This window comes from Halorussus caseinilyticus (genome assembly GCF_029338395.1).
Classification (GTDB): Archaea; Halobacteriota; Halobacteria; order Halobacteriales; family Haladaptataceae; genus Halorussus; species Halorussus caseinilyticus.
Map to the genome: position 1 here is coordinate 699773 of NZ_CP119809.1, position 20020 is coordinate 719792.

Annotated in this window: 23 protein-coding genes and 1 pseudogene; 7 read left to right on the forward strand and 17 right to left on the reverse strand. The window is 66.7% G+C overall.

Features of this window, described 5'->3' with window-relative positions:
* Positions 1 to 16: 16 nt before the first annotated feature.
* Both P2T60_RS03570 and P2T60_RS03575 read left to right on the forward strand, forming a co-directional pair.
* Positions 17 to 175 (forward strand): DUF7559 family protein, encoded by a 159-nt coding sequence (locus P2T60_RS03570; protein WP_170977208.1) that lies wholly within the window; start codon positions 17 to 19, stop codon positions 173 to 175.
* Positions 172 to 561 (forward strand): annotated as a pseudogene (locus P2T60_RS03575) (Hsp20/alpha crystallin family protein); the annotation flags it as partial. The gene P2T60_RS03570 and the pseudogene P2T60_RS03575, both read left to right, overlap by 4 nt.
* A 23-nt stretch (positions 562 to 584) precedes the next feature.
* Here the strand turns inward: P2T60_RS03575 and P2T60_RS03580 are convergent.
* The 10 genes from P2T60_RS03580 to P2T60_RS03625 form a co-directional block, all read right to left on the reverse strand.
* Complete coding sequence (locus P2T60_RS03580; RefSeq protein ID WP_276281190.1) at positions 585 to 785, reverse strand: hypothetical protein; 201 nt, start codon at positions 783 to 785, stop codon at positions 585 to 587.
* A gap of 67 nt (positions 786 to 852) precedes the next feature.
* The gene (locus P2T60_RS03585) at positions 853 to 2022 is read right to left on the reverse strand and encodes an NAD(P)/FAD-dependent oxidoreductase (protein WP_276281191.1); all 1170 of its coding nucleotides are present in this window, start codon (positions 2020 to 2022) and stop codon (positions 853 to 855) included.
* Entirely contained in the window at positions 2019 to 2780 is a 762-nt protein-coding gene (locus P2T60_RS03590) for a creatininase family protein (RefSeq protein ID WP_276281192.1), read from the reverse strand. The genes P2T60_RS03585 and P2T60_RS03590 overlap by 4 nt, the downstream gene beginning before the upstream one ends.
* A 78-nt stretch (positions 2781 to 2858) precedes the next feature.
* Positions 2859 to 3521 carry a hypothetical protein gene (locus tag P2T60_RS03595; protein WP_276281193.1) on the reverse strand — a complete coding sequence of 221 codons (663 nt, stop codon included), beginning with the start codon at positions 3519 to 3521 and terminating at the stop codon, positions 2859 to 2861.
* A gap of 95 nt (positions 3522 to 3616) precedes the next feature.
* Positions 3617 to 4399, reverse strand: a complete 783-nt coding sequence (locus P2T60_RS03600; protein WP_276281194.1) for a DUF7388 family protein — start codon at positions 4397 to 4399, stop codon at positions 3617 to 3619.
* 522 nt (positions 4400 to 4921) lie between these two features.
* Positions 4922 to 5359 carry a transcription elongation factor Spt5 gene (locus P2T60_RS03605; RefSeq protein ID WP_276281195.1) on the reverse strand — a complete coding sequence of 146 codons (438 nt, stop codon included), beginning with the start codon at positions 5357 to 5359 and terminating at the stop codon, positions 4922 to 4924.
* Positions 5360 to 5369: 10 nt separating this feature from the next.
* Positions 5370 to 5537, reverse strand: a complete 168-nt coding sequence (locus P2T60_RS03610; protein ID WP_115795056.1) for a protein translocase SEC61 complex subunit gamma — start codon at positions 5535 to 5537, stop codon at positions 5370 to 5372.
* 352 nt (positions 5538 to 5889) lie between these two features.
* Positions 5890 to 7029 (reverse strand): cell division protein FtsZ, encoded by a 1140-nt coding sequence (gene ftsZ, locus P2T60_RS03615; RefSeq protein WP_276281196.1) that lies wholly within the window; start codon positions 7027 to 7029, stop codon positions 5890 to 5892.
* A 93-nt stretch (positions 7030 to 7122) separates the two neighbouring features.
* A complete protein-coding gene (locus tag P2T60_RS03620) occupies positions 7123 to 8511 on the reverse strand; it encodes a D-aminoacyl-tRNA deacylase (RefSeq protein WP_276281197.1) in 1389 nt (462 codons plus the stop codon).
* 54 nt (positions 8512 to 8565) lie between these two features.
* Positions 8566 to 9909: a sodium:calcium antiporter gene (locus tag P2T60_RS03625; RefSeq protein ID WP_276281198.1), complete on the reverse strand. Its 1344-nt coding sequence runs from the start codon at positions 9907 to 9909 to the stop codon at positions 8566 to 8568.
* 102 nt (positions 9910 to 10011) lie between these two features.
* Between P2T60_RS03625 and P2T60_RS03630 the strand changes: the two genes are divergently transcribed.
* Together P2T60_RS03630 and P2T60_RS03635 are read left to right on the forward strand one after the other, a co-directional pair.
* Positions 10012 to 10824, forward strand: coding sequence for a shikimate dehydrogenase (locus tag P2T60_RS03630; RefSeq protein ID WP_276281199.1), 813 nt, complete (start codon positions 10012 to 10014; stop codon positions 10822 to 10824).
* A gap of 27 nt (positions 10825 to 10851) precedes the next feature.
* Positions 10852 to 11529, forward strand: a complete 678-nt coding sequence (locus P2T60_RS03635; protein ID WP_276281200.1) for a helix-hairpin-helix domain-containing protein — start codon at positions 10852 to 10854, stop codon at positions 11527 to 11529.
* 732 nt (positions 11530 to 12261) lie between these two features.
* Here P2T60_RS03635 and P2T60_RS03640 read toward each other — a convergent pair.
* Together P2T60_RS03640 and P2T60_RS03645 are read right to left on the reverse strand one after the other, a co-directional pair.
* A complete protein-coding gene (locus P2T60_RS03640) occupies positions 12262 to 12867 on the reverse strand; it encodes an NUDIX hydrolase (RefSeq protein ID WP_276281201.1) in 606 nt (201 codons plus the stop codon).
* A gap of 129 nt (positions 12868 to 12996) precedes the next feature.
* Positions 12997 to 13491, reverse strand: coding sequence for a DUF7109 family protein (locus P2T60_RS03645; protein WP_276281202.1), 495 nt, complete (start codon positions 13489 to 13491; stop codon positions 12997 to 12999).
* 168 nt (positions 13492 to 13659) lie between these two features.
* On the opposite strand from P2T60_RS03645, the gene P2T60_RS03650 reads away from it, so the two are divergent.
* The gene (locus P2T60_RS03650) at positions 13660 to 13824 is read left to right on the forward strand and encodes a hypothetical protein (protein WP_276281203.1); all 165 of its coding nucleotides are present in this window, start codon (positions 13660 to 13662) and stop codon (positions 13822 to 13824) included.
* Positions 13825 to 13922: 98 nt separating this feature from the next.
* On the opposite strand, the gene P2T60_RS03655 is transcribed toward P2T60_RS03650, so the two are convergent.
* Positions 13923 to 15023, reverse strand: a complete 1101-nt coding sequence (locus tag P2T60_RS03655) for a pyridoxal phosphate-dependent aminotransferase (protein ID WP_276281204.1) — start codon at positions 15021 to 15023, stop codon at positions 13923 to 13925.
* A 96-nt stretch (positions 15024 to 15119) separates the two neighbouring features.
* On the opposite strand from P2T60_RS03655, the gene P2T60_RS03660 reads away from it, so the two are divergent.
* Positions 15120 to 15473, forward strand: coding sequence for a nuclear transport factor 2 family protein (locus tag P2T60_RS03660; protein WP_276281205.1), 354 nt, complete (start codon positions 15120 to 15122; stop codon positions 15471 to 15473).
* Between the two features lie 220 nt (positions 15474 to 15693).
* On the opposite strand, the gene P2T60_RS03665 is transcribed toward P2T60_RS03660, so the two are convergent.
* Genes P2T60_RS03665 through trpC form a run of 4 tightly spaced genes read right to left on the reverse strand, consistent with a single transcriptional unit; the run spans position 15694 to position 19326 of the window.
* The gene (locus P2T60_RS03665) at positions 15694 to 16488 is read right to left on the reverse strand and encodes a 2-amino-3,7-dideoxy-D-threo-hept-6-ulosonate synthase (protein ID WP_276281206.1); all 795 of its coding nucleotides are present in this window, start codon (positions 16486 to 16488) and stop codon (positions 15694 to 15696) included.
* 27 nt (positions 16489 to 16515) lie between these two features.
* Positions 16516 to 17346, reverse strand: a complete 831-nt coding sequence (gene trpA, locus P2T60_RS03670; RefSeq protein WP_276281207.1) for a tryptophan synthase subunit alpha — start codon at positions 17344 to 17346, stop codon at positions 16516 to 16518.
* Entirely contained in the window at positions 17336 to 18574 is a 1239-nt protein-coding gene (trpB, locus tag P2T60_RS03675; RefSeq protein WP_276281208.1) for a tryptophan synthase subunit beta, read from the reverse strand. The genes trpA and trpB overlap by 11 nt, the downstream gene beginning before the upstream one ends.
* Positions 18571 to 19326, reverse strand: coding sequence for an indole-3-glycerol phosphate synthase (gene trpC / locus P2T60_RS03680; RefSeq protein WP_276282244.1), 756 nt, complete (start codon positions 19324 to 19326; stop codon positions 18571 to 18573). The genes trpB and trpC overlap by 4 nt, the downstream gene beginning before the upstream one ends.
* Positions 19327 to 19422: 96 nt before the next feature.
* On the opposite strand from trpC, the gene P2T60_RS03685 reads away from it, so the two are divergent.
* Entirely contained in the window at positions 19423 to 19902 is a 480-nt protein-coding gene (locus P2T60_RS03685; protein ID WP_276281209.1) for an MGMT family protein, read from the forward strand.
* Positions 19903 to 20020: the final 118 nt, after the last annotated feature.

A 20020-nucleotide genomic window follows, 5' to 3' on the forward strand; every position in this document is an offset into this window, starting at 1 on the left:
GGCGTTAGGTTCGGCCATGCCCGCGACGCTCGAAGTGAAGTGTACGAACGACGAGTGCGAACTGGACATGTTCGAGATGCACTACACCTACGACATGCCCGACGACGTTGGCGTCTCGGATTTCCAGTGTCCGTACTGCACTCGAACCGACACCCTCCGAGAAATCGAGCTATGACTCTGCGCGACATCAGTCGGTCGCTCGGAAGCGCCGTCCTCCAGCGCATCGGCCGTGCCGCGAGCAAGGTCCAAGAGTCCAAACCCCTCCCCGTGGACCTGTTAGAGAGCGACGACGCCTACCTCGTGGTGTTCGACGCACCGGGCGCGACCGGAAGCGACGTGCAGGTCCGGTACGCCGACGGCGGCGTCCACGTCCGCATCGACCGCTTCCGCGACTTCTACGACGGGTTCGAGATGCTGTTCCCCGGCCGCGGTCTCTCGCTCGACGGACAGGCCGACCTCCCGGCCGACGCCGTGGTGGACGCCGAGTCCGCGACTGCCACCCTGACCGAACACGGGACGCTTCGAGTTCGCGTGCCGAAACAGGTCGAGAACGCCGACGAGTCCAGAGTCGAGTCGGCCGAGGCCTAAGGCGACTCGCCCAATCGACGCGCACTCGTCGGTCGCTCTTCGTCGCGTCGTTCGACCGTCACCCGCCAGTCGGGTATCCGGTCCGGAACCGTCCGTAGTTCTCGTTCCCCGGAAATCTCCACCCCTTCGGCGAACGCGGTCAGCAGTAGGTCCCGCAGTTCGCGCTCGAAGTCCCGTTCGTCTGCATCTTCTCCCATGCCACTAGTCTTCAATGTAGGCATCCCACTTTAAGTTTTCCCGTGGCGGGCGACGAACACATCGCGGCTACTCTATCGCCATCCCCTCCACGACGGGAAACTCCTCGTCGCCGTCGAAGCGGGTCGGGTCGAACTCGGGCAAGGGGTTGTCGCCGAGGACCGCCTCGGCCGTCGCCTCGCCGAGCGCCGGGGCGCGCATGAACCCGTGGCCCTGCCACCCGGCCGCGACGAACAGGCCTTCTCGGAGTTCACCCAAAAGCGGGTCCCGGTCGGGGGTCGCCACGCAGAGTCCGGCCCACGCCTCCCGGACCGCGCCGAAGTCGCCGACGCGGTGGGCGAGTCGCTCGCGGGTGACCTCGCAGAACTCCCGGTCGGCCTCGCGCGCCCAGTCGTCCGGGTCGCTCTCTACCTCCTCGGTGCCGTCGCCCGCCAGCAGTCCCTCGGAGTGGGGCCGGAGGTAGTAGCCCCCGGTCGCGTCGTAGCACATCGGCAGGTCGGCCCGTCGCTCGGCGTCGAATCCGACGGTCAGAGCCTGCACCCGGTAGGGCTTGAGCGGGACCGGGATTCCGGCGACGGCGAGCACCCGCTTGGTGTGGGCACCCGCCGCGACCACGATTGCGTCGAAGGGTTCGCTCTCGCCGTCGCCAGTCTCGACCGCGAGAGCGTCGGCGTCGAGGCGCGCCTCGACGCCGGTTCGGACCTCCGCGCCTTCCGCGCGGGCCTTCTCCGCGAGCAAGTCGGCGTACGTTCCGGGGTCGGTCCGCCCGGCGTTCTCCGCGACTGCGGCCACGTCAACGTCGCTCCACTCGACCGCGGGGAACCGCTCGCGGAGGTCCGCGGGGTCGGCGAACGACACGTCCCGGCCCGCGTCCCGCATCCGGGGCACCTGCTCGCGGATTGCGGCCGCGCGCCGGTCGTCGCCCTCGCGGGCGAACCAGACGTAGGGCGTCTCGCGGAACTCGAAGTCACCTTCGCCCGAGAACTCGCGGAACCGCTCGATGGCCCGGTCGCCGACGCGAGCGTCCTCCGGCGCGGCGAAGGCGTCGTAGAGGACACCCGCCGCCCGGCCCGTACTGCCGCCGCCTATCTCGTCTTTCTCGTAGACGACGACCTCCGCGCCGCGGCGCGCGAGGTCGTAGGCCGCGGTGACGCCGACCGCACCGCCGCCGACGACGGCGACCCTCGGCGAATCCGAGTCGGTCGCCGAGTCCGGGGTCGGGTCGGGAACGTCGGTCATTTGTGACCCCGCGGCCAGAGGTCGGCGAGGTCTCGCCCGGCCAACCACTCCACGAGGGCCGCGAGGTCCTCGGCGGCGTGGTCGAGCAACTTCTCGCCGATTTGCTTCGACCCCGCGGTCGGTTCGCCGACTGCGCCGCTCTCGGTGAAATCGATGGCGTCGAATCCGACCGACGCGCCCCGGACCGACTCGCCCCACGAGTCGCCGCCGCGGGCCTCGGCGTCTTCGAGGGCCGCCTCGCGCACGAGGTCCCCCGCCACCGCGAGCATCATGCTGGTCTCCACCTCGTCGGCGTGACCGAGCGAGGTGTCCAACTCTTCCTCGATGAGGGCGTCCAAGTTCGACCACCAGTTCCACGGCGCGGCGAAGGCCACGCGGTCGTCGCGCAGGCCGCGGGCGGCGCGCCGGAGCGCGCCCGAGTTGCCGCCGTGACCGTTGACGACGACCGCCTTCCGGACGCCGTGTTCGGTCGCGCTGGCGAGTACGTCGGCGACGTAGCTCTCGAACGTCTCGGGGTCGGTCCAGAGCGTCCCGTCGAACTGTCGGTGGTGGGCGCTCACACCTACCGGAATCGGCGGCAGGAGGATTGTGTCGGAGCGGTCGGCGACCGTCTCGGCGACTGCGCGGGCCGCGAGGAAGTCGGTCCCGAGGGGGAGCGCGGGACCGTGCTGTTCGACGCTCCCGGTCGGCAGGACCGCGACCTCTGCCTCGGTGAAGGCGTCGGCCGCCGTCGTCGTGGTGTGTTCGTGGAGGTACATACGCGGAACGTAGGAACCCCCGTACTTAGAACTGCACGACGAGGCGCGGCGAAAAAGTGCGACGGTGCGGTCGTCAGGTCAGTAGCAACCGCAACCGATGTCACAGGACGAGCAACAGCTTCCGCCCGGCCCGATGTGACAACCGCCGTCCTCACAGACGACTTCGGTTTCGGCGCACTCGTAGCAGTCGAAGCTGTCCAGACAACTGGTCGTGGCCGTAGAAGCGTCTCGTTGTTTCACCGTCTGGTCGGCGTCCGGGTCGAGAATCGTCCACTGGTCGCCGCTCGAATCGACCGCGTATCGGCGGCCAGTCTCCGGTTCGATGGAGACGCGGAGTTGGCCGTCGCCGTACTCCTGTAGCGAGTCGATTCGAGCCGTCGCCGTCCCATCGACTTTCCACGCGGCGACGTACCAGTTGTCGAGTTCGTCCATCTCGGCGTCCGAGACGTACCCGTGGTCGGCCAGCAGGTCGAACAGGTCTCGACCGTGCGTTTCGACCGTCGCCCGCATCTCGGTTTCGGTGCTGTACTTCTGTTTCACGGCCTGTAGCTCTGCTTCGTCGGATGGGTCGATGGCCGCCGCGGCGTTGGTGAGTCCGACGGTCGCCAGTGCCGTCGCCGCCGCACCGCGGAGGACGCTTCGGCGGCGGGCGTTCGTCTTCGAAACGTCGTCGCTGACGGACGAGAGAAGTTCTCGGCGATTGGTCTCTGCGTCGTCGGAAGGCTTGGGTTTGCGGGTCATGAGCGATTCCGGTGCCGGAGGGCACCGAATAGTTGTTACTATCCCAACCATAATAGAAATTTCTTCTAGAAAATTATAGAAGATTAACTATTCGGCTACCCGACGAACTCCTCGATGCCGCGGGCGGGGTAGCCCACCACGAGGTCGGCCCCGGCGTCTTTCAACGCCGCGATTCGCTCGCCGACTTCGGCGGGCGTCCCGACCAGCGCGTAGTCCCGAGTCGCGGCCGAGAGGACCTCGCGCGCCCGTCCGGTCGCGGCGCGGTCGGTCTCTGCGCCGTCGGGGAGCGCGCTCGCCACGGGACCTCGGCGGGCGGCGTACCCACCAACCGCGTCCAGTACTTCGTCGTCGTCGTCGGTGAGGACCGTGGGCGCGTACACCGCGAGTTCGCCGTCGAACCCGGCGGCCCTGAGCGCGCGCAGGTCTCGCTCGGTAGTCCGCGAGAGGAGTTCGAACTGGGTCGCTCCCGTCGCCAGCGCGAGTCGTTCGACGCCCTCGGTGCCGACCCACGCGGTGGGGTCGCGTTCGACCGCGGCCCGGAGTCGGGGTGCGACCGCCTTCCGTCGCTCGTCGTCGGTGAGGTAGGCGGCGTGTCCGGCGACTGCGACCCGGTTTACGCCGTCGGGAACCCGGTCGTAGCCAGCGTCGTCGCCGAGGGGGTCGAACCCCTCGGCCCTAACGGGCGTGGTCAGGCGAACCTCCAACTCGGAAGCGAGTTCGGCCAACGTTGCTTCGTCGGGGAGGTGTTCGCGCCCTTCGTAGTCGATAGCGACCGCCTCGAAGGGGAGTTCGACCGCGCGCGACACGTCACACTCGGCGGGTTTGAGCGCGGCGGCGTCTAGTCCAGTCTCGGCGATAGTCTCGCCAGTGGTCAACATTTTCGAACACCTCCAGTAATAGTCACTCGTGTTACTCTGCTACTGCCCGTGCGGAACTCGACCCATCGTCTGTGCGACCATGCAGTCACTCCTACCTGCGGGAGGGTCAAAAGCGTATCGACGGGCACGATACTTACCGGCCCGACCCACGTTTCTCCGGCGTGCGCTCACGCCGACTCTTCTCTGTTCACGCCGATTTTCCAGTCCGGCGCGTGCGGGCGCAGCGCTTGTGCGCCGCGTCCATCCGCGCGAGGGATGAGGCTTGCGAGACGCGAAGCGTCTCACTGATTTGCGAACGACGTTCGCAAACATCGAGCGACCGCAGGGAGCGAGACGCGCAGTCGGTTGGGGAGGACGTGGCCTGCGGTGGCGGTGCGGTTGCGGTCTGAGAGGTTCAAGAAGTAACTCGCTATAGTCTCACTTTCGCCTCAGTCCTCCATCACGAGTCGGAGACTCACCGAGAACGACCGACTCCCAATTACGACCGACGACTGCGAAAACCGACGAAAACAGCTCTCGCAGTTACCGCTCTTCGGAGTCCAGCACCCGAATCTGGTCGCCTCGGACCGTCACCGGAATCGGGACCGTCGCCTCGTACAGTTCGACCGTCACTTGGTCCTTGCCCTCGTCGATTCGCTGGACTTGGGCCTTCTCGCCTTTGAACGGTCCGGCGATGAGTTCCACGATGTCGCCCTCCGCGATACCTTCCACGTCGGGGGTCGGCGACAGGAAGTGTTCCACCTCGGAGATGTCGCTCGCGCCGGGCACCATGCTCCGGGCGTGGGGAATCTCTTCGAGAACGCGGGTGATAACCGCGTCGTTGTCCGCTTCGACCATCACGTAACTCGTCAGCGAGTCGGGCGCGAGCGCGGCGTGAATCTCCGGTTCCTCCCGGTTGATAATCATGTCCGCAACGGTGCGCTCCTGACTCGCGGTCGTCTTGACTGCGTACATTGCCATGCTAAATCACCTACGCTGGGAGGAAGCTCATGACGGCGAAGATGATAAAGCCCAGCAGTCCCACGAGGATGATTCCTGCACCGGCGATTTTCGAAATCTTGGAGAACTCCTCCCACGAGGGCGTGCTGGCGAGTTTCAACACCCGCACGTACGACGAGAGGTCAAGCTTAACGTCCATGTTACCGGGGGTTAGAGACCGTCCTTTTTCTATCTATTGCTCTTCGCTCGGTGGTTCGGGTGCGAGTTGAGTCGTACTCGACCGTAATCGAGGCCGTGAACGTTTCTTGAAGCCCCTACTCGACCCCTTCATCCACCCTCTCTGTTGTTCGACCGAGCGCAGTCCGGCAGTCGGTTGGCGTGACAAAACTGGTTGCTGGTCAGTCGCGCGTCTCCGAAAAAGCGTTCTCCATACGCGGAAACCGAGATAGCTATCGCTCCCGAACCTGCGAGCGAGGGGGAGAGCGGGGCAGGGCGGCCGAGCGGGACGGACTCGATGGGTCGGACCCGGACAGCGAGGCGGAGGTCCCCGACTACTCCACGTAGTCGATGTCCTGAAGCCGCTTGTTGGCCTTGGCTTGCTGGGCCTCGTTGCGGCCGTAGATTTGGGGGGACTCGACGCCGGTGACGACTATCATCGTGCGCATCTCGCCGTCGAGTTCCTCGTCGATGGAGGTCCCCCAGATGATGCGGGCGTCGGGGTCGATGCGGTCGTAGATTTCCTCGACCACGCCCTCGGCCTCCTCGATGGACATGTCGTTGCCCCCGGTGACGTTGACCAGCGCGGAGTTCGCGCCCGAGATGTCCACATCCAGCAGTGGCGACCGGAGCGCGGACTTCACCGAGTCTTGGGCCTTCGCGTCCGAATCGCTCTCGCCGAGACCAATCATCGCCACGCCGCCTTTCTCCATGACGGTGCGAACGTCGGCGAAGTCCAGATTCACGAGGCCGGGCTTGGTGATGAGTTCGGTGATGCCCTTGACCGAGCGCATCAGCACCTCGTCGGCCACCTTGAACGCCTGTCGGACGGGGAGTTTCCCGACCGAGTCGAGCAGGCGGTCGTTGGGCACGACGATGACCGTGTCCGAAACGTCGCGCAGGCGCTCCAGTCCCGCCTCGGCGTTGGTCCGGCGGACCTCGCCCTCCGCGGTGAACGGCGTCGTGACGATGGAGATGGTGAGCGCGCCGGATTCGCGGGCGGCCTTGGCGACCACGGGCGCAGAGCCGGTGCCGGTGCCGCCGCCGAGTCCGGCGGTGACGAACACCATGTCAGACCCCTGAATCGCGTCGTAAATCTCCTCTTGGCTCTCGAGGGCGGCCTCCTCGCCGACCTGCGGGAGCGAGCCAGCGCCCCGGCCTTGGGTCTTCTGCTCGCCCATCAGAATCTTGGTGTCGGCCTCGATTTCCACGAGGTGCTGTACGTCGGTGTTGGCCGCGACGAGTTTCGCGCCGTGGATGCCCTCCTCGGCCATCCGGTTGACGGTGTTACCGCCCGCGCCGCCGCAACCGACCACCGTGATGTCGGTCTGGAGGTCCTGCAGAACGTCTTTGAGTTCTTCGTCGGTCATCGTCCCCGACGCGTTCGCGGCCTGCGTCCCAGTCCCCGAACTGGGCTGTCGGGAGTCCTGTCCCCCCTCGGCTTCCTCGATGGCGTCTTCCACTAACGAGTCCATGCTGAAGTTGCCTTGAGAACGAAGCGTAATTATCTTTCCCCTCTCTGTCGGACGAATGTCTGACGTTCGGTGACAACTCGCGCGTCGATAAGCTTAGATTCGGGTCGAAAATCGGCGAACCCGTTCAGTTTGGACGGTTTCGGGGTCGATTTCTCTCCCGTCTACCGTCACCGACTGGCCCGCCGAGAGCTTCCCGAACGCGGGTCCCTCGCTAATTCCGAGGGTTCTGGCCTTCTCCGGGTCGAACGCGGTTTCGCGGACGACGACTTCGCCGTCCTCGCGCGCGACGGAATCGTACTTCGTCCGGAGGATGTCGGCCAACTCCGCGACCAGTCGCTCGCGGTCGGTCGGCCCTCGAATCGCCGCCCGGCCCGCCGACCGGGTGCCGCCGTGTTCGGTCTCGAACGCGAGGGCGTTCGACTCGACTACCTCGCGCGCGGCGTCGGCGTCGATGCCCTGCGCCTCCGCCAGCAGGTCGGCGGGCAGGTGGGTCACTTCGTAGTCGCCGTCGTACCCCGGCGCGTCGTCGCCCAACCGCAGACCCTCCCCAATCGGCGAGAGGTCGGTTTCGAGGTCCGCGACCAGTTCCAGCGGAACGCCGGTGGTCTCGCGGACCCACGTCTCGCTCACTACCTCGTAGCCGAGGTCCGCGACGACCGACTTCAGGTCGGGGTAGTCGCCCTCGATGACTGCTCGCTCGGCGCGACTCTCCTCGAAGGCGCGCCGGACGACTTCGCGGTTTCGGTCGGGCGACCCCATCGCGTCGAGTACCCAGTCGGCGGCGATGTGGCCGACCGCCCAGTCGGTCTCTCGCTCGATTCGGTCGAACCGGGGGACGTAGTGGCCGCCGCCGAACCCGACCAGTTGTCGCTCGCGGTGGGCTTGTACCCCCGCCAAGTCGAGGATGGCCCGCGCGACGGCGCGCGCGCCTTCGGGGTCGTCCCACTGGGTCTCGTCGCTCCCCAACTCCGCGAACAGCGAGGGGACGCCGACTTCCGAGGGACCGTGGTGGGTACACTCCATGCCGACCTCGTAGGAGTCGGGCGCGTACTCCTCGAAGGCGTCGAGCAGGTACGCGTGGGCGTTCGGACACGCCTCCGCGAGTCCGCCTTCGACGCCGCCGTACTCGGCCGGGCCGAAGTTACCGGTGAAGTGGGCCGTCAGCAGGGGACCGGTGTCCCCGGAGTGCTTGGAAGCGAACACCAGCAGGTCGGGCGCGTCCGCTCCCGCGGCGTTCGGGTCGCCGAACGCCGCGGCCGTGTCCTCGATTTCGAGGTGGAGGTCGTCGAACTCCCGGAGTTCGAAGTCGGGGTCGCCGGACGCCGAGGCGTCCGGCGACCCGCCGAGTCGGTAGAACCGTCCGCCGCCCTCGCCGTCGGGGAGCGAGTCGTCCTCGCAGGTCTCCCAGTCGGCGAGGTCCAGCAGGTGGTCGCCGATGTGTTCTGACGCCGAGTCTGCTCTGCTGACGACGATGGCAATCACGGGCGACACTACGGGAGGACCGGAAGAAAAGCGCGTCGAATGGTCAGTCGGGAGTCAGTCGGCGTGTTCGACCGACTCGGACCCGCCGGGCATCGCGTTGCGAGCGTTCGCCGCGGTCCGGTCGAGTATCCTCCGGAGTTCGTCGCGCCGCGAGACGAACAGCACCGTCCCGATGACGACGTAGATGGCGGTGTAAGCGTAGAGGATGAGGATGCTCAGGTCGTTAGCCTGCGCTTCGCCCATCGTCTGGATGACGCCGAACTCGATGGCGACCTGCGAGGCGAACAGCACCAGCAGGACGACGGCCTCCCGGACGCTAATCTCGAAGTTCGCCAGCACGCCGATGGCGAAGAAGCTCTGTGCCGCGGTAATCCAGATTTCGGCGGACTGCTTCTCGTCGAAGGGGAGCGCTCCGACCGAACCCGCCGCGATGCTGTAGACCACCGCGAGCGTCCCGATGAGGAGCGTCCACTGGTTGAGTTTCGAGGAGATGAGCGCGTTGAACCCGGCGGTCGAGCGGGCCTTGTTGACGAGGTACGCGACCACGATGAGTTCGGGCGACTCGGACGCCAGCGGCGCAATCCACTGAATCATGAAGAACGGCGGGATGCCCAGCGCCAACCCGAGGCTCTCCAGTCCGTGCGCGAACGGGTGGACGGCGGTGTAAATCATCCCGCCGGAGTAGCCGAACAGCAGGAGGACCGAGGCGATTCGCGGTCCCTTCGAGAAGCTCTGGAAGTAGGCCGGAACGCCGACCTGTTCGTCGTGTTCGTCCACCTCGCCACGGATGATGATGCCGATGTACACCGCGTACATGCCCACGAGGACGATGGTGTCGGTCATGCCGATGCCGCCGCCCAGCGGCACGAAGAAGGCGTAGGCGGTCGCGGCGAGCAGGAACGCGATTTCGGTCGCGAGGTCGCGGTCGAGTTGGACCTTGCTCTTGAGGAAGCCCGACTCCCGGACCACCGCTGGGTCCTCGGAACTGAGCGTGCGATAGACGGTGAACAACGCGATGCCGGACCATCCGAGACCGATGAGGATGCGGTTCGCGCCGGTCATGTTCGCCACCGCGAGGTTGGCGGCCTCCATGCCGCGCTCGGTGCCGACGTTGGCCCCGGCGGTCCACGCGTAGAGGGCGTCCACCGCGTACTCGGGTGCGACCGCGAGGACGGCCAGCACTGCCAGCGCGAAGGCGCGTGGCACGTCCTTCTCGGCGGTCTCGGCGGCCCACGCCAGCATAAACGAAGCGCCGAGTACCGCGACGCCACTGATTGCGACCGTCTGAAAGTCGCTCAACGAGTGGGTGCTACCAGTCGCCCAGACGAAGACCCACGGGAGCGTGAGCGCCGTCGTCACACCGACTGCGGATAAAGGATGTCGTAAACGACTCAACATTCTGACCGAGGATAGCTCACCCCCGAAAGTAGGTCTTGCGTTATGGGTCAGAACGAAACAGCAGAACCAAAAGTTAACCCGGTCGCGCGCCTCGCGGCCGACATGGACGTGTTCGGACTTCTCGGCAACCCTGTCGGCCACTCGCTGTCGCCGCCGATGCACGAGGCGGCCTACGACGAACTCGGAGTAGACGCGCGGTACGTCACCTTCGAACCGGACCCCGACGACCTCGGACGGGCAATCGAGGGCGCGTCTGCGCTCGGTATCGCCGGACTGAACGTCACCATTCCGTTCAAAGAAGACGCGTTGGCCCACGTCGACCCCGACGACCTCGCGGCCCGAATCGGCGCGGTCAACACCATCGACTTCTCGGCGGCGGGACCGGACGACCCGCCCGCAGGCTACAACACCGACGCCGCGGGCGTGCGCCGGTCGTTCGCCCACCACGACGTAACGCTCGCTGGACGGGACGCCGTGGTCGTCGGCGCTGGCGGCGCGGCGCGCGCGACCGCGTTCGCACTCGCCGACGCGGGCGCGTCGGTTCACGTCGCCAACCGGACCGTCGAGCGCGCGGAGCGACTCGTCGCTGACGTGGGCGGCGGGACTTCCGGCGGTCTGGACTCGCTCGAAGCCCGCGTCCGAGACGCCGACGTGCTTGTCAACGCCACCAGCGTCGGGATGGAGGAAGACCGCTCGCCGGTTCCCGCCGAGGCGCTCCACGCCGACCTCGCGGTGCTGGACGCGGTGTATCGACCGCTCGACACGAGACTCCTGCGGGAGGCCCGCGAACGAGGCGCGACTACCATCGACGGCGCGTGGATGCTCCTGTATCAGGGCGTCGAAGCGTTCGAGCGGTGGACAGGTCGGGACGCGCCCGTGGACGCGATGAACGAGGCGCTTCGGGCACGGCTTTAAGTGTCGCGGCCGTCTACTGTCGCGCAAATGGGACTGCTCACGAAGCTGAAGTCGTTGCTCGGACTCTCGGAGGACCGGTCGCAGGTTCGTCGGAGCGAGTCCGGCGTGACCATCGAGCGAGAACCCGACGAGTCAGTCGAACCGGACGCGGAAGTCGAGAGCGCCGTCAAGGGCGTCGATACCGACACAGAGGAGTCCAGCGAAGTCGCGGAACCCGACGACACCGCGGCCGAGCGTGCGGAATCCGACGACGAGACGACCCCCGAGACCGACTTGGAGGCGGGCGAAGACGCCGAAGCGACCGAAGACGCCGAGGCGGGCATCGCCACCGAAGACGTGACGACTGCCCCCGAAGCCGAGAGCGTCGAGACCGAACGCGACGACGCCGCCGAACCCGCAGAGGCGGTCCAGCCATCGACCGACGCGGCCGAACCCTCCCAGTCCGCGGGCGACGAACCCGAACCGACGCCCGAGGACACCGGCGGCGAAGGTGCCGAACCCGACGCCGCCGACGAACCGGTCGGCGAGGGCGAACCCCTCGAAGACGTGAAGGGAATCGGCCCGGCCTACGCCCAACGACTCCAGGACGCGGGCGTCGCCGACGTGACCGAACTGGCGAAGGCCGACGCCGAGCAACTCTCGGAAGAGACGGGTCTCTCGGACAAGCGCATCTCGTCGTGGATTGAGCGAGCGCAGGCGCGGTAAGCGGTTCTCTCGACGCCGTTCGTCCCGAGGCGACGGCGCGACAGTCGTGACTCTCTGACTCTCCATACCGGGCTTTCTCTTCTACGGCCTCGACAGTCCATCTTACAGGCGCTCGGCCGACCAGACCACCAGCGAACGCTCGGTGTAACGTACCACGGTCGGGGAGGATGAAAGGGGCCGCCCGCTCGCGGTCACGCGAGGGTGCGCGGCGCTCCGCGCCGCGACTGCAAACGGTGCAACCGTGAGCGAGCGAGTGTGGCCTCGGGAGACGCGGTTTGTCTCCCGGCGTTTACCGTGGTCGTCTCAGCGACCCCTATCTGAGGCGGTCTGCGGAGCGAAGCGACGCAGACCTCGGCAGTCGCACGCCCGCACAGCGAAGCGAGCAGGAACGTCTGCCGGTGAACGGAATGAGTCGAAGATATGTCGCTGAGCGGCCGTCTCGTGAACGGATGTGAACGAGACCTCGGAAGTCACAGCCCGCGTGGTTCGAGAGCAACGCTCTCGTCATCCCGAAAATCTTCGATTTTCGGCGACAACGAAGTGAGCAGGAATGTCTTCCGGTGGCGAGCGGGCGGGGGCTTTCGAGGCGTTCGTCGCGGCGATTCCAGCGGTCGCGGTAACGACACGTAGCGAGACGACCGGCCGTCCCTGAACTGAAGTAAGAAAGACAGCCACCTACCCGCCAAACAATTACAAAAACACTTTAGAACAGTAAGAATAAGTCTAAAACAATTATTTTTCTTTCCGAACGTCGGCGTCGGGGTCCAACACCCTATCGACGCGCTCGGGCGCTCGCCAGTCGGTGGTCAACTCCAGCAGTTGGACCAAAATCCGCGCAGTCGCGCCCCACACCGTGTAGCCGCCGACGTGGAAGAAGTGGACGACTGCTTCGCCGTACTGGGGGTGTTCCCGGCGCTCGCTCTCGTAGTTGTCGGGGTTCAGGAACTCGGCGACCGGAAGCACCGCGATTTCGGCGACTTCGCGCTCGTCGGGGACGTACTCCCGGTCGGGGACGGTAGCGACGTAGGGCGTGACCGCGTACCGACTCGTGGTCCGGATGTCGTCGAGTCGGCCGATTACGTCGGCTTCCTCGGCCCGTAGGCCGATTTCCTCCTCGGCCTCCCGGAGCGCGGTCGCCCGGAGGTCGGCGTCGCTCGGTTCGCGGCCGCCGCCCGGAAAGCTCATCTGTCCGGCGTGTTCGCCGAGGTGGTCGGCGCGCTTGGTGAACAGGAGGTAGTGGTCGCCCGCGCGCTCTACCACCGGGGCCAACACCGCCGCGTCGTGGTCCTCGTCGGGAACGTCCCGCGGGACGTGTTCGGCCACGCGACCCAGCTTCATACCCCGAACGTCGTACCCCGGCGTCTTAATTTGCCCGTCCTCCCGGCGCTAGTGACGCGCAGAATTTCCGCCGACCGAACCCGGCGGTTGATTCACCGGGCGAAACCCGTCGGTAGACGGTCTCTCGACCTACTCGAACGCCCGGTCCAGCGTCTCGCGCACCTCGTCGGTCGCCACGGGCGCCCACGATTCGAGGTCGTAGCTCACGTCCAGCAGTTCTTCGGCGCGGTCCACGTCCCCGGCGGCCGCGACGGTGCGCGCTTCCTCGCGGAGTCGCTCGGCGACCGATTCGCCGAGACCCTCGCGGTCGATGGTCCGGTCGGGTACGTCCAGAATGTGGGGCAGGTCCTCGCCGTTCTCGGGGACCGTGGGGAACGCGGCGGGTCCGGCGACGAGGACCGTGGCGGATTCGCCGTCTGCTTCGCTCTCGCCTCGGGTCTCGACCGCCGTCTCCACGAGGTAGAACTCCTCGACCGCGCGCTCGATTTCGGCCGTGAACGCCTCTCGCTCGACTTCCTTTCCCTGCTTGAACGCGAGTTCCACGAGGGCCTGTTCGAGTTCGTCGCGTGCGAGTCCGCCGAACAGGTCCACCACCCCGGCGAGTTCGTCTCTGGTGTCGGCCATTCGTTATCGGGGTGGGTTCTCGCGAGGGCTTAGTTGTTCGGGAAGCGAGTCGGCCCGGCGCTGGAAACCGCTCCGCACAGCACTGCAACCGCCGACCGCCCTGCGCCTCGGACCTCACCGCGTGCGTCTGCGCTCGCGGTTCCGCGCGAGCGCAGACGCGGCGCGTCCGTGGCACAAAACCCGCCCGCCGAGACGACTGGTGAAGAGTCGGCCGCCCACGCGAAGGTTGAAGTACGAGGCCGGGACGAACTCGGCGCGGACGCCTCGCGCGGTTCCGAGCGCGGGCGGCGCGCGGGCAGTGCCCGCGCGCCGCGGGACCGCCAGTCCGACTAACCGGAAACGGCTGAGCCAATCCGACAACGACGCCTCTGGGCCGAAGTCCGACGCCGAGGGTCGTCGCCCGACGCCGAGGGTCGTCCGGAGAGCGACGGCTACGCGAAGTAGTCCGCGAGTCTGTCCGCGGCCTCCTCGACTCGGGGACTAACGAGTGCGAACCGGAGCCAGTCGGTTCGGGACTCGCCGAACGCCTCGCCGGGCATGCCCGCGACCCCCGCCTCGTCGATGAGTCGCTCTACGTTCTCCAGCGTGCCGGGGTAGTCCGGGAACCGGGCCATCACGTAGAACGCGCCGTCCGGCGAGGAGTAATCAGCGCCAGCGTCGTCCAGCGCCGCGGTAAACGTCTCGACGCGCTCTTCGAGGAGTTCGCGGTTCGCCTCGTAGTAGGCGGGGTCGGTGTTCCGTAGCGCGTGGAGGACCGCGTACTGGCCGGGTCGGGTAGTGGCGACGTTGGTCAGCATGTGGCGGGTCTTGGCCACGTCCACCAGCGACTCGGGGAAGATAGCGTAGCCCACCCGGAACCCGGTGATGGCGAACGTCTTCGAGTAGGAGTTCGTCACGACGCGGTTCTCGGAGTCGAACGACAGCGCGGAGGTGAACTCACCGGAGAAGTCGAAGTGGTCGTACACCTCGTCGCTCACCAGCAGGGCGTCGTACTCCTCGGCGATAGCCACGAGTTCTCGCATCGTCTCCTCGTCGTACACCGCCCCGGTCGGGTTGTTGGGCGTGTTGACCACGATTCCGGCGGTCTCCTCGCTGGCGGCCTCCCGAACCTTCTCGGGGTCGAGAGAGCCGTCTTCGTCGGTGGCGACGTACCGCGCCGTCGCGCCGAGCATGGTCGTCTTTCCGGGGTAGTACGGATACACGGGGTCGGTGAGGACGAACTCCGACCCGCGCTCGCGCTCCAGTGCGCGGGCCATGGCGAGGTAGTTCGCCTCGCCGCCGCCGTTCGTGACGACGACCTGCGACTGGTCCACGTCCCGGCGCGCGGCGATTTCCTCGCGGAGTTCCCGAAGTCCCTCGCTCGGGGGGTACTGGAAGTCCGCCCCGCCGAGGTCGGCGTACTCGTGAAGTCCCTCGCTGATGGCGTCGGGCGACCCCCAGTCGGGGTTCCCGCTCACCATGTCCACCACGTCCCTGTCGGCACCGGCGGCGTACTCCATCACGTGGAAGAACAGCGGCGTGTCGTAGTCCATGGTGGGACGCTCGCGTCCCGAGTAGGTCTTTCTTTCGTTCGATGCCACCTCGTGGCTCCCGAAAGGAACTACACGCCGGACGACCATCTTTCGCGTATGCAAGAGACAAAAGTAGAGACAGTTCGCTCGTATTACGAGTACATCGACGCCGAGGACTACGAGGCGGTGTTCTCGCTGTTCGCCGACGACGTGACCTACGAGCGACCCGGCCAGTCGAACCTCTCGGGGATGGCGGAGTTCCGCGAGTTCTACCTCGAAGACCGACCGCTCGAAGACGGCGACCACGAGGTCCACGACGTAGTGGTTGACGGCGATACGGTCGCCGTCCGCGGGGAGTTCGCCGGGACGCAGGACGGCGAGGGAGTGTCGTTCGGGTTCGCGGACTTCCACCGGTTCGACGACGACCGAATCACCGAGCGGTGGACCTACACCGACCGCGACGAGGTGTGAGACCGGAACGAGCAATCGAATCGCAGGCGCGAGTAGTCGAATCGCTCGTGGCGACGTGCCGACTGCTCACGAGTGGGCGTTCGGCGCGGCCGACGGGTCGGCCGCGCCGAACGCGCGAAGCAGAACGGAAGAACATTCGTTAGAGAATGAAAATATTGCCCTGCCAATTAGAAAAGAGTGCGAAAGAAATAAAAATAATCCTCTGCGTCCGAGCGCCGCGTCAGGCTTCGACCGCGAGACCCGCCTCTCGAAGCGCGTCCTCGGCCGAGCGTCCGTCGTGGACGACGGCGGACACCGCTCGCGCGATGGCCTCGGGGTCGTCGTGCTGGAAGATGGACCGGCCCATCGAGACGCCCGCCGCGCCCGCGTCCATCGCGCCGCGGACCGCTTCGAGGGTCGCCCGGTCGCCTTCCGGTTCTCCGCCAGCGATGACGACCGGGAGGCGGGTCGATTCGACCACGCGCTCGAAGCTCTCGGCGTCCCCGCTGTAGGCCGTCTTCACCACGTCGGACCCGACTTCCTCGGCGAACCGGACGGCGTGGCCCAGACTCTCGGCGTCGTGTTCGTCCACGCCGGGTCCGCGGGCGTAGGCCATCGCCAGCACCGGGACGCCGTACTCGGTGGCCTCGTCGGTGACGCGCGCGAGGTCCTCCATCTGTTCGCGTTCGTACTTGCTCCCGACGTTGACGTGGAGCGACACCGCGTCCGCGCCCGCCCGGACCGCTTCCTTGACGGTGCCGGTCATGCGCTTGTCGTTGCTGTCCGGACCGATAGTGGTCGAGGCGTTGAGGTGGACGACGTACCCAGCGTCGTTTTTGTTCTCGTGGACGCGGGGCGCGATGCCCTTCTGGGTGAGAACCGAGTCCGCGCCGCCGCGGGTCACGGCGTCGATGGTCGATTCGATGTCGGTGAGTCCTTTCACCGCGCCGAGGGTGATACCGTGGTCCATCGGGACGATTACGTACTTTCCGTCTGTGCCAATTCGGTCGAGTCGTGCCGCAGTTCCTGCGTCCATAGTATGTGGATTTGTGTCAATGAGAGGTTATTTGTTTTCCGGTTCGGGTGCTGTATTAACTCCGTCGAGTGCGCCCGCCTTGAGTTCTCGGGCCTTGGCTTCGAGGCGGTCGGCGGTGTCGTCTTGTTCGGCGACGATGTCCACGAACGCGCTCCCGACGATGATACCGTCCGCGCCGCCCGAGACGATTTCTCTGGCGTGGTCGCGTTCGCTGATGCCGAATCCGACCGCCTTCGGCAGGTCGGTCCCGTCCAAGCGACCGAGACTGACGTGGGTCTCACTGCTCACGTCCGAACGCGCGCCGGTGGTGCCGAGTCGCCCCTGCACGTAGACGAACCCGGTCGCTCGGTCCAGCATTCGACCGAGACGTTCGTCGGTGGTCGTGGGCGCGACGATGAACACGAGGTCGAGACCGTGAGCGTCACAGGCCTCCTTCAGCGGGTCGCTCTCGTCCACCGGCAGGTCCGGGACGATGAGTCCCGAGATGCCCGCGTCGGCGGCGGCGGCCACGAAGGGTTCGGGACCCTCTCGCCCGTCGCCGGAGTCGTACTGGTAGATGAGGTTGTAGTAGGTCATACACACCAGCGGCGCGTCAACGTCCTCCGAGAGGTCCGCCACGAGTTCGAAGTACTTGTCGGGGGTCATCCCGGCGTCCAACGCCCGGCGAATCGCCTGCTGGATGGTCGGTCCCTCCGCGACGGGTTCGGAGAACGGCAGTCCCAGTTCCACCACGTCGGTCCCGCCCCGGACCAGCGCCTTGACGTACTCTTTCGTACTCTCGATGTCCGGGTCTCCGGCCGCGACGTAGGAGACCAGCGCGGGTTCGTCGGCGAACGCTTCGCGGATTTCACTCGCCACGCTCGAACACCTCCATCGTGGGCGCGGCGTCGATGTCGCGCTTCTCGCTCTCCTCGATGACGGTATCGAGGTCCTTGTCGCCCCGTCCCGAGACGTTGACGACCACGAGGTCGCCCAACTCCTCGGGATTCTCTTCGAGGTACGCCAGCGCGTGACTCGATTCGAGCGCCGGGATGATACCTTCCAACTTCGAGAGGCGGTGGAACGCTTCGAGGGCGGCGTCGTCGCCGACGTTGACCGGCGTGACCCGCCCGTCGTCCGCGAGATAGGCGAGTTCCGGACCGACCCCCGAGTAGTCGAGTCCGGCGCTCACGCTGTGGGATTCGAGAATCTGGCCGTCCGGGTTCTGGAGGAGTTTGGTGCGCGCCCCGTGGAGGACACCCTCTTCGCCCGTCGAGAGCGAGGCCGAGTGGGGTGCCAGACCCTCCTCCTCGTCGATTGTCAGTGCCGACCCTCCGGCCTCCACCGCGTAGAGGTCCACCTCGTCGTCGCCCACGAACTCGTGGAACGCGCCCATCGTGTTTGACCCGCCGCCCGCGCAGGCCACCACGCTGTCGGGGAGTCTCCCGGCCTGCGCTCGGACCTGCTCGCGGGCCTCCTCGGAGATGACCGACTGGAAGTCCCGGACCATCCGGGGGAACGGGTGGGGACCGACGACCGAACCGATGACGTAGTGGGTGTCCTCTACGTTGGTCGCCCAGTCGCGCATCGTCTCGTTGATGGCCTCCTTGAGCGTACCCGACCCGATGTCTACCGGGTTCACCTCGGCGTCGTGGATGCGCATCCGGAAGACGTTGGGTCGCTGACGTAAAATGTCGGTCCGGCCCATGTAGATTTCGCAGGGCATTCCGAGGTAGGCCGACGCCATCGCCGTCGCGGTGCCGTGCTGGCCCGCGCCGGTCTCGGCCACGATGCGCTCTTTGCCCATGTACTTCGCCAGCAGGACCTGTCCGAGGGCGTTGTTCAGCTTGTGCGCCCCGCCATGGAGCAGGTCCTCGCGCTTGAGGTAGACCCCGCGGTCGTACCGGTCGCTCAGACGGTCCGCTCGCTGGAGGGGCGTCGGTCGCCCGCCAAAGTCCCGCAGGCGCTCGCGGAACTCGTCCATGAAGCCGTCCTCGTTGTCGAGGACGTAGCGTTCGTAGGCGTCTGTCAACTCCTCGATGGCGGGCATCAGCGCCTCGGGGACGTACTGGCCGCCGTAGTCGCCGAACTTGGATTCGCTACTCATGCTCGTGTCAACCTCCGCGTGTTCTCCGTCACGTCGCCGTCCATTATCGCGCTCCCGACCAGCAAGCCGTCGGCCCCTGCACGGACCATCCGGCGCGCGTCGTCGGGCGTGCCGATACCGCTCTCTGCGACGAGGGTCACGTCGTCGGGAACTTCGGGTGCGACCGTCTCGAAGGTTTCGAGGTCCACCTCCAACTTCGCCAAGTCGCGGTTGTTCACGCCGACGATTTCGGCCCCGGCATCGACCGCCCGCGCCAACTCCGCGGCGTCGTGGACCTCCACGAGGGGTTGGAACCCCCGGTCCTCGGCGGCCCCAATCAGTCCCGCCAAGTCGTCCACGAACCGGGCGATGAGCAGAACCACGTCGGACTCCACCGTGTCGAGTTGGCTCTCGCGCACGAGAAAGTCCTTCCGGAGGACCGGCACGTCCACCGCTTCCCGGACGCGGCGCAGGTTCTCCGGGGAGCCTTCGAAGTGGTCGGGTTCGGTCAGCACCGAGAGCGCCGCCGCGCCGCCCTCGACCATCTTCTCGGCCAGTTCCACCGGGTCGGCCTCTCGGGTGCCGTCGGTCGTCGGACTCGTGGGCTTCACTTCCGCGATGACGGGGACGCACCCGTCTTCCTCGGCCCGCGAGAGGGCCGCGGGAAGCGACCGGGCATCGACCGAGAGCGGTCCGCCGTCGGGGTCGCCGCGGGCCTCCGCAGACCGGAGGATGGAGGCGACCGCGGGCGCGAGTTCCTCACTGTCGTTCATCATTGTGCATCAACGGACGGAATTGTACATAAGGCTTGCGCCGCCGCGCCGGTCGCCCGCGGAATCTTCAAGTCCGGACCGCCCGAATCGCCGGACATGGACGACACGGGTGAGACGGACGTTGCTGGCATCTTCGCGCGCGAATCACCGTATTTGGACCGGTACGTCCAACTCGGGATTGCGAGCGGGCGCGTCCTCAGCGTCTCGTTTCCGGACACGCCCGACGAGGAGGCAAGCGAGGACCACGACCTGCTAGACCGAATCTTCGACTACTTGGGCGGCGTCGAGGAAGACGACTTCGCGGACGTGGAAATCGCGCTCACGGTGCCGACCGACCAGCGCCGGGTGTTAGAGCGCGTCCGCGGGATTCCCTACGGCGAGCAGGTCAGCGTCGAGACGCTGGCGAGGATGACCAGCGGCATCGACCACACCGACGAGGACGACCTGAACGTGGTCCGGACCGCGCTGGACGAGAACCCCGCGCCGCTCCTGATTCCGGACCACCGGGTTCGAGACGGCCCGAGCGCCGCGCCCGCGGTTGTCGAGCAGAAACTCCGGTCGCTCGAAGAGTTGTGACTGGGCGCGACCGCCCCGATTTTCCACCTGCCGGTCGGGTGCGCTCGCGCGGCGCACGAGTGCGCCGCGCGAGCGACCCCAGAACAGAACGGATAAACACCCCCGACGGGATGTACCG

Coding starts and splice junctions, on each gene's coding strand:
- P2T60_RS03685 (WP_276281209.1), top strand. CDS start 19,423: ATGGACGACACGGGTGAGACGGACGTTGCTGGCATCTTCGCGCGCGAA.
- P2T60_RS03590 (WP_276281192.1), bottom strand. CDS start 2,780: ATGTACCTCCACGAACACACCACGACGACGGCGGCCGACGCCTTCACC.
- P2T60_RS03635 (WP_276281200.1), top strand. CDS start 10,852: ATGGGACTGCTCACGAAGCTGAAGTCGTTGCTCGGACTCTCGGAGGAC.
- P2T60_RS03580 (WP_276281190.1), bottom strand. CDS start 785: ATGGGAGAAGATGCAGACGAACGGGACTTCGAGCGCGAACTGCGGGAC.
- P2T60_RS03645 (WP_276281202.1), bottom strand. CDS start 13,491: ATGGCCGACACCAGAGACGAACTCGCCGGGGTGGTGGACCTGTTCGGC.
- P2T60_RS03605 (WP_276281195.1), bottom strand. CDS start 5,359: ATGGCAATGTACGCAGTCAAGACGACCGCGAGTCAGGAGCGCACCGTT.
- P2T60_RS03600 (WP_276281194.1), bottom strand. CDS start 4,399: ATGTTGACCACTGGCGAGACTATCGCCGAGACTGGACTAGACGCCGCC.
- P2T60_RS03630 (WP_276281199.1), top strand. CDS start 10,012: ATGGACGTGTTCGGACTTCTCGGCAACCCTGTCGGCCACTCGCTGTCG.
- P2T60_RS03660 (WP_276281205.1), top strand. CDS start 15,120: ATGCAAGAGACAAAAGTAGAGACAGTTCGCTCGTATTACGAGTACATC.
- P2T60_RS03625 (WP_276281198.1), bottom strand. CDS start 9,909: ATGTTGAGTCGTTTACGACATCCTTTATCCGCAGTCGGTGTGACGACG.
- P2T60_RS03570 (WP_170977208.1), top strand. CDS start 17: ATGCCCGCGACGCTCGAAGTGAAGTGTACGAACGACGAGTGCGAACTG.
- P2T60_RS03610 (WP_115795056.1), bottom strand. CDS start 5,537: ATGGACGTTAAGCTTGACCTCTCGTCGTACGTGCGGGTGTTGAAACTC.
- trpC (WP_276282244.1), bottom strand. CDS start 19,326: ATGAACGACAGTGAGGAACTCGCGCCCGCGGTCGCCTCCATCCTCCGG.
- P2T60_RS03640 (WP_276281201.1), bottom strand. CDS start 12,867: ATGAAGCTGGGTCGCGTGGCCGAACACGTCCCGCGGGACGTTCCCGAC.
- P2T60_RS03595 (WP_276281193.1), bottom strand. CDS start 3,521: ATGACCCGCAAACCCAAGCCTTCCGACGACGCAGAGACCAATCGCCGA.
- P2T60_RS03655 (WP_276281204.1), bottom strand. CDS start 15,023: ATGGACTACGACACGCCGCTGTTCTTCCACGTGATGGAGTACGCCGCC.
- trpB (WP_276281208.1), bottom strand. CDS start 18,574: ATGAGTAGCGAATCCAAGTTCGGCGACTACGGCGGCCAGTACGTCCCC.
- P2T60_RS03585 (WP_276281191.1), bottom strand. CDS start 2,022: ATGACCGACGTTCCCGACCCGACCCCGGACTCGGCGACCGACTCGGAT.
- P2T60_RS03665 (WP_276281206.1), bottom strand. CDS start 16,488: ATGGACGCAGGAACTGCGGCACGACTCGACCGAATTGGCACAGACGGA.
- ftsZ (WP_276281196.1), bottom strand. CDS start 7,029: ATGGACTCGTTAGTGGAAGACGCCATCGAGGAAGCCGAGGGGGGACAG.